The sequence below is a fragment of the Shewanella sp. 11B5 genome, assembly GCF_002836795.1.
Taxonomy (GTDB): domain Bacteria; phylum Pseudomonadota; class Gammaproteobacteria; order Enterobacterales; family Shewanellaceae; genus Shewanella; species Shewanella frigidimarina.
Genome location: NZ_PJAP01000299.1, coordinates 1 through 7,310 on the forward strand (window position 1 = coordinate 1; position 7,310 = coordinate 7,310).

Consider the following 7,310-nt stretch of genomic DNA (forward strand, 5'->3'; position numbering starts at 1 on the left):
TCCTAACGAAGCCATTACTATGGGTGAAGAGGTGTATGAAATCGATCCTTCGTTGTGCACCGAATGTGTTGGCCATTATGACAAGCCAACCTGTATTTCAGTTTGTCCTATCGATTGTATTGCCATAGACCCAGCACATAAGGAATCTCAGGACGATCTCCTCGTCAAATACGCTCAGCTCACGGGCAAGTTTGTGGGCTAGTTAAAACAGATAAACAACTATTAATACCATACAAAAAACGCTCAACACCAGGCTCTGTTTAGTCTAGCCTTAAATGTCATAGACTGAGCCGAGGCTGGCTGATATGCAAAATCCTCGACGACACAAAGAGTTTTTGTGAATAACCCTATACAGGACCGAATTGCAATTCATTGTATTACCACTTAGCCTTGAACTACTGCCGAGTGATACCCTGTTTGCGCATTCTCGCTCGTAAAGTACTGGGATTGAGACCGAGGATAAGTGCAGCGCCTTTATTACCTTCTATCCGCCAACCAGTCTGCTGCAAGACTTTGACAATATGCTCATATTCTAACTCAACCAGAGCTTTCATCGAAGGTTCCTCGATAGTAGCGAGTTTATCAAAGCTTTCGAATCGATCGAGTATTTGCAGTGATTTCCCTTCACTGAGGATGACGGCTCGCTCAATGGCACTCTCCAGCTCTCGCACATTGCCAGGCCATTGATGTTGCTGCAATGTATTCAGAGCATCCTGAGTGATTATGTCAATCTGCTTACCTATTTTTTTGTTGAATTTAATCAAAAAATGGTTAACCAATAATGAAATATCTTCCTTACGTTGCCTTAAAGGAGGCAAAGTGATCGGGAATACGTTTAGTCGGTAATAAAGATCTTCGCGGAACTTACCATTACGCACTTCTTCTATCAGGTTACGGTTAGTCGCAGCAATAATTCTCACATCGACCTTTATAGTGCGGGGACTTCCTAGACGTTCAAATTCACCATCTTGAATAACCCTCAGCAGTTTAGCTTGCATTTCTAGCGGCATCTCACCAATTTCATCTAGGAATAAGGTGCCGCCATCAGCAAGCTCAAAACGACCGATTTGTTTGCTATCTGAACCAGTGAAAGCGCCACGCTCTCGGCCAAACAATTCGCTTTCTATCAACGCCACTGGCAAGGTGGTGCAATCCACCGTAATTAAGGGACGTTTTTTTCGTGAACTCCGGCTGTGGATGGCGCGGGCCACAACACCTTTTCCGGTGCCTGTTTCACCAAGCAGTAACACGGTTGCATGCATTGGTGCAACTTGCTCAACTTTTTGAAAAACCTGCGACAACAGCTTACTACTGCCGATTATTTCGTCGAAATTAAACTGCCGTGCAACTTCCTTTTGAAGATAAGTGTTTTCGGCCTGAAGCTTGTCCTTTAATTGCTTTATTTGTGTATAAGTATCTCTCAGTGACGCTTCAGCCTTTTTACGTTCCTCAATTTCCAATCCAAGTTGCAGGTTAGTTTTAGTCAACTCTACCGTACGCTTTTGCACAATGTCTTCTAGAGTGATGTTATTTTTTTCCAATTTTTTATATAACAAACGCACTTCCAACATATTATGAATACGCGTTTTAACTTCGACCAAGTCAAAGGGTTTACTAATAAAATCCTTGGCGCCCGCTTGTAATGCCTGCAGTTTATGATTGGGTTGGGCTGTGAGCACCAGCACTGGTAAATAGTCCATGCTATGGTCGGCCTTAAGCGCAGCCATGACTTCAAATCCATCCATTTTTGGCATCTGTAGATCAAGCAAGATCAGATCATAGTTATTGATTCGGTTCAGGTCGCAAACAACCTGGGGATCCATGGTTGTAGTTACCATGGTATAACCGCTTTCAAGTAGCAATTGCTCCAACAGAAGCACATTAGGCTCTTGATCATCGACAATCAAAATCTTAGCGTTAAGAATATCGTTTGCAGTGATTTCCATTATTTTTCCTCATCATCAGCGATTACAGCAGACTTATTGGCATACTCAAGCGCTATATCCAGAGTCTTCAGAAACTCATTGATCCGCAGTGGTTTAGTAAGATAATGAAAGAAGCCAGCATCCAAACCTTTTTCAATGTCCCGGGGAATGGCATTTGCACTGAGAGCTACCACAGGTATCGATGCTGTTATCGGACTTTCCCTGAGAATTTTCAATGCGATCAAGCCGCTAATTCCCGGTAGATTAATGTCCATCAAAATAACATCCGGCTGATGCGTATGTGCCATTTCAATACCTTGAATAGCATCCGCAGCACTGAGAAAACGCAAATTAGGCCGACGAGAAATAATATTCTCAACAAGCATCAAATTAGCCGGATTATCTTCGACATATAGTAAGGTTTGCAAACGCTCAGAATCTTCATATTGTAGCGTTTCCGTGACCATTATTGCGCTGTCAGCAAGGTTAGATACGGGTTCGTCAGTTCGCTTTAGTTCAAACCAGAAGACACTACCCACGCCAACGGTACTTTGCACGCCAATGACTCCCCCCATAGATTCAACCAAACGCTTACTAACCACTAGACCGATTCCTGTACCTTCTTGATTATTGGCTTCTTGACCGAGGCGATTAAAGGGCTGGAAAAGTTGCCCAAGTTGCTCAACTGATAATCCTTCACCTGTATCTCGAACACTGAACCGCATCATATCGTCGCTGCTTTGGCTGTGTTCCAGTATCACGCTTCCGCCCTTCCGGTTATATTTAATTGCATTGGAAAGCAGATTAATAATTACCTGCTTTAGTCGGGTTCTATCGACATTAAGAAAATCTTTAGTCGAAGATCGGGTAAAGACGACTTTGATGTCATGGAGTTGAGCTTGCGGCTCACTCATCAACACACATTCTTGCATGACTTCGGACAGCGAAACAGCTTCCAGTGACATGGGTAGCTTGCCGGATTCGATTAGTGCTAGGTCAAGTATTTCATTGATAAGCTCCAACAAGTACCATCCTGCTTTGAGGATCTGAGCAATGCTGCGTTTTTGAGCAGGAGGCGGCGCAGGTGTACTCGATTCCATGAGCTGTGCAAAACCTAGAATCGCACCCAGTGGTGTGCGTAGCTCATGGCTCATACTGGAAAGAAAATCCGATTTGGCGAGATTGGCTTTCTCAGCCACCGCTTTAGCATTTTCCAGTTCGATGTTCTTTTCCAGCAGTTTTTGATTTAGGCGATTACGTTCAGTTACATCGCGAGCGCCATAAAAAATACCTTGCAGTTTATTGTCTCGGTGATAAAAGGTGGTCGCATTAATGGAAACCACGGTTTCTTTACCGTTCTTGGTGCGGGCGGTCAATTCATAATCAGAGATTATCTTCTCACTTAACACCCTTTTTATGCCAGCCGCAGCAAACTCAGGATCGGTGAAGTAGTCTTTGAATGGAGTGCCTATAAGGGAGTCACGGTTGTTACCTGTAAGTTCTTCCATTTGTTTATTCACATCGGTAATGATACCGGAAGGATCTGTGGTCGTCAGAGCATCAATGTTGGATTCAATCAGATTACGGGTGTAGAAATGTTGATCTTGCAAACGCCGACCGAGTTCTTTTTGCTCCTCCTCGATACGTTTACGCGCGGTGTTATCGGTACCTATTAACAAATAACCAATGATAGCCTTGTGCTCATCACGCAAAGCAGTGACTGACACTACTGCCGGGAAGCGGCTGCCATCTTTGCGTATGTAAGTTAGCTCGTAGATATCCTCAATACCGCGCCGGGCCTTGAATACTAACGCATCAAAACCAGGTGTGATTGCAGTATCCAGTTCAATACTGAGCTCTTTAGCTCGCTCGATGACTTCTTTGGGGTCGGAGATATCTGCGGGTGTGATCTTGTTCATCACCTCGTCAGCTGTATAACCCAGCATTCGCTCGGCACCCACATTAAATATCTGGATAACGCCATGAGCGTCGGTAGCAATACTGGAAAAGTTAGCACTGTTGAAAATGGCTTTCTGCAGTGCACCTGCTTTGAGCAAAGCTTCTTCCGCCTGCTTGCCAACACTGTTATCTGTGCCGATCAAAAGATAACCTATGATAATACCTTGATCGTCGCGTAGTGCGGTAACCGACACAACAGCAGGAAAGCGACTACCGTCTTTACGGATATAAGTTAATTCGTAAATGTCTTCAATACCGCGTGTGGCTTTAAACACCAGCGCGTCGAAACCAGGTTCTATTGGCGTACTGAGTTCTACAGAAAGCGCCTTGGCACGGGCGATGATCTCCTGAGGGTCTGATATCTCTGCAGGGGTGATGTTGTCCACCACTTCGATGGCCGAATAACCTAGCATCCGCTCGGCACCAACGTTAAAAATTTGGATGACCCCTTTAGCATCAGTGGCAATACAAGAGAAGTTAGCGCTATTAAAAATTGCTCGCTGCAACGCACCTGCATTTAACAATGCCTCTTCTGCATGTCTGCGTTCAGTGACTTCTTCAATTGCTGCTTCGAACAGATCGACATCATCCTCACTGTTGAGGCCAAGCAAAGTTTCAATGACATCAGACTTGACTAAACTTGATGGACTTCTTTTGTTCTCACCTTTCATGATTAACCTCTATGACCATACGTTGGTTTTTGACTGGAACCGAAATGGCGACCCAGAGAAAAAACCTGCCATATCGGTGTATTTATCTGACGATAAAGATGGCAATTTCGACGTGAATTTTGTTATTTTTCAGTTAGCCAATATAACATTGCTTGGCTGAAAACCACTAAGTATATCCTCTTGAAAACCACAACATAACACTGCTTATGATAATTCAACCCTCAATATATAACAGATCTTTCATATATCGACGCATCATAAAAACAAAAACATAAACAATTAAAACAACAAAAAACAATAAACCATTGTTACTAAATGGTTAAATAATACAACCAATCAAAATATTCATATTGGTACAATAATTGCTTTAATCAAGTTAGCTTTCTCGACATCTTATCCAGAACTGTACTCTGATTTTTTTCAAAATGTGGATGCAACACAACAAAAAAATCGAACAGAATTATCAACACTCATCGCTATAAAACATGAGCCGTTTGTACAGGAGTAGGAAAGAGAAATAAATGTAATTTCACAGAGTTATGAGGAAGAATAGAATGAATCATTCCATAAAAAAGACTTATCTCGTATTCACTATGCTATTAGGGTTTATCCTTTTAGCTGGGTGTAATGGAGACAATAATAACGACAATAGTAATAACGACAATAACGGTGTGCTACTCACATCAATTGCGGTTACTCCTGCCACCCCTAGTATGCCACTAGGCTTAAAGCAACAGTTCACAGCCATGGGCACCTATTCGGACGGCACATCATCTGATATCACCAACTCAGCAACTTGGTCATCTGATGACTCTACAGTTGCCACTATCAATGCCAGCGGTCTAGCCATGGGAGTTATCCCTGGTTCAGTTGCTATCACAGCATCCCTTATAGACTCATCATCAAACGAGCAATCCGCAACGACCACGCTAACTATCACTGATGCAACCTTAACGGCTTTGGCTATCACACCAGTCAACCCTAGCCTAGCTAAGGGTCTGACCAAACAATTTATGGCCACAGGCACTTATTCGGATGGCACTTCCCCAGATGTTACCACTTCAGTAACGTGGTCATCGGCTAATACGCTAGTTGCCACAGTGAATGCAAGTGGTCTTGCTAGTGGAGTTGCCATTGGATCTTCGGTTATTACCGCATCGTTAGGTTCTGATGAAACAACAACTGAACTCAATATCACAGATGCTATTTTGAGTTCAATAGCGTTAACGCCGGTTGAACCAAGCATTGCCAAAGGCATAACCCAGCAGTTTACTGCTATCGGTACTTATTCCGATGGTATCTCTGTTGATATTACCGCTTCGTCAAACTGGTCATCTGCGGATACACTGGTTGCCACAATGAATACCAGTGGGGCAGCTAAAGGAGTTAGCATAGGTTCATCTATTATTACGGCGGATTTTCAAGCTCAATCAGCAACTTCATTGCTGACAGTGACTGATGCCAGCTTAACGTCAATCATGTTAACACCTGCCAACCCACATATTCCTAAAGGTAATACCCTTCAGTTGACTGCTACTGGTATTTACTCGGATGGGATCTCTGTTGACATAACTAGCTCGGCAATTTGGTCATCTGCAGACACCCTTATTGCGACTGTAAATGCCGATGGTGTAGTCAGTGGTATTACTTCAGGTTCAGCTATTATTACCGCAACATCAGCTGCGCTGTCGGCCACAACTACTGTAACAGTTACTGATACAACGTTGACTTCAATTGCGGTAACACCAGGAAATCAAACCATAGTTAAAGGTTCGAATAAACAGTTAACCGCTACAGGAACTTATTCAGATGGTTCGCTAGCTAATATTACTGCCTCTGTAACTTGGTCATCAGCAGATACCTTAGTTGCCACAGTAAATAATTCTGGATTAGCTAGTGGTATCGAAACCGGCTCATCGTTAATTAGTGCAAGCTCAGGTGCTTTATCCGGTAGTACCAATTTAACAATTACCGGCGCAGCTTTGAACTCAATAGTGGTATCGCCAACCAATTTAAGCCTTGTTAAAGGTATGAACAAGCAGTTTGCTGCAACCGCTACTTATTCTGATGGATCTGTAGCAGATATTTCGACCTCGGTTACGTGGTCATCTGCTGATACCTTGGTTGCTACAATTGATGTCAATGGCCTTGCGAATGGCAAGGCGGCTGGCTCATCACTTATTACCGCAACTTCAGGTGCACAATCAAACAGTACTAACTTAACCGTTACCGATGCCACCTTGAATTCGATTGATGTAACACCAATTAATCCAAGCATTATTAAAAACTCAAGCCAAAACTTTGTGGCTACTGGCCATTATTCAGACGGTAGTACCACAAATATTACCTCGACAGTGATGTGGTCTTCAGCTGATACACTAGTTGCTACATTGAATCCCAATGAACAGCTAAATAGCGGGCGTGCCACTGCTATTGAGGTAGGCTCATCGGTGATTCAAGCATCACTCAGTGGCGTATCTACAGATACAACACTTAATGTTACCGCTGCTCTGCCCAATAACCCACTAGCACCAGAATTGGGTGAAGTGGCACGTTTTGCCATGCTTGCCTCACAAGCCATTACAACGACAAGTGGTTCTGCCATTGTCGATGGTGATTTAGGTATTCTTGACCAGGCACGTTCTTATTACGCAGGATTTACTCCTGGCGTTAATGCTGGCGAATTTGACGAATTAACCAATGGCTTATCTTATGCTGGCGACGATAGCACGCCACCTTATGTTGTGCCGGTGCC

4 protein-coding genes are annotated in these 7,310 nt (G+C 43.5%); 2 read left to right on the forward strand and 2 right to left on the reverse strand.

What is annotated here, in order from left to right:
* On the forward strand, positions 1-202 hold a 202-nt coding region (locus tag CXF78_RS05860), incomplete at its 5' end, for a YfhL family 4Fe-4S dicluster ferredoxin (protein WP_102036248.1).
* A gap of 193 nt (positions 203-395) precedes the next feature.
* Here CXF78_RS05860 and CXF78_RS05865 read toward each other — a convergent pair.
* Positions 396-1,946 carry a sigma-54-dependent transcriptional regulator gene (locus CXF78_RS05865; protein WP_011636494.1) on the reverse strand — a complete coding sequence of 517 codons (1,551 nt, stop codon included), beginning with the start codon at positions 1,944-1,946 and terminating at the stop codon, positions 396-398.
* On the reverse strand, positions 1,946-4,555 hold the full coding sequence (locus CXF78_RS05870) for a PAS domain-containing hybrid sensor histidine kinase/response regulator (RefSeq protein WP_102036249.1): 2,610 nt from the start codon (positions 4,553-4,555) through the stop codon (positions 1,946-1,948). The genes CXF78_RS05865 and CXF78_RS05870 overlap by 1 nt, the downstream gene beginning before the upstream one ends.
* 554 nt (positions 4,556-5,109) lie before the next feature.
* Between CXF78_RS05870 and CXF78_RS05875 the strand changes: the two genes are divergently transcribed.
* The coding region (locus CXF78_RS05875) for a beta strand repeat-containing protein (RefSeq protein ID WP_102036250.1) at positions 5,110-7,310 on the forward strand (2,201 nt) is incomplete at its 3' end.

Bases quoted from the DNA above. Each gene is read 5' to 3' on its own strand.
- CXF78_RS05865 (WP_011636494.1), bottom strand. From the start codon at position 1,946: ATGGAAATCACTGCAAACGATATTCTTAACGCTAAGATTTTGATTGTC.
- CXF78_RS05870 (WP_102036249.1), bottom strand. From the start codon at position 4,555: ATGAAAGGTGAGAACAAAAGAAGTCCATCAAGTTTAGTCAAGTCTGAT.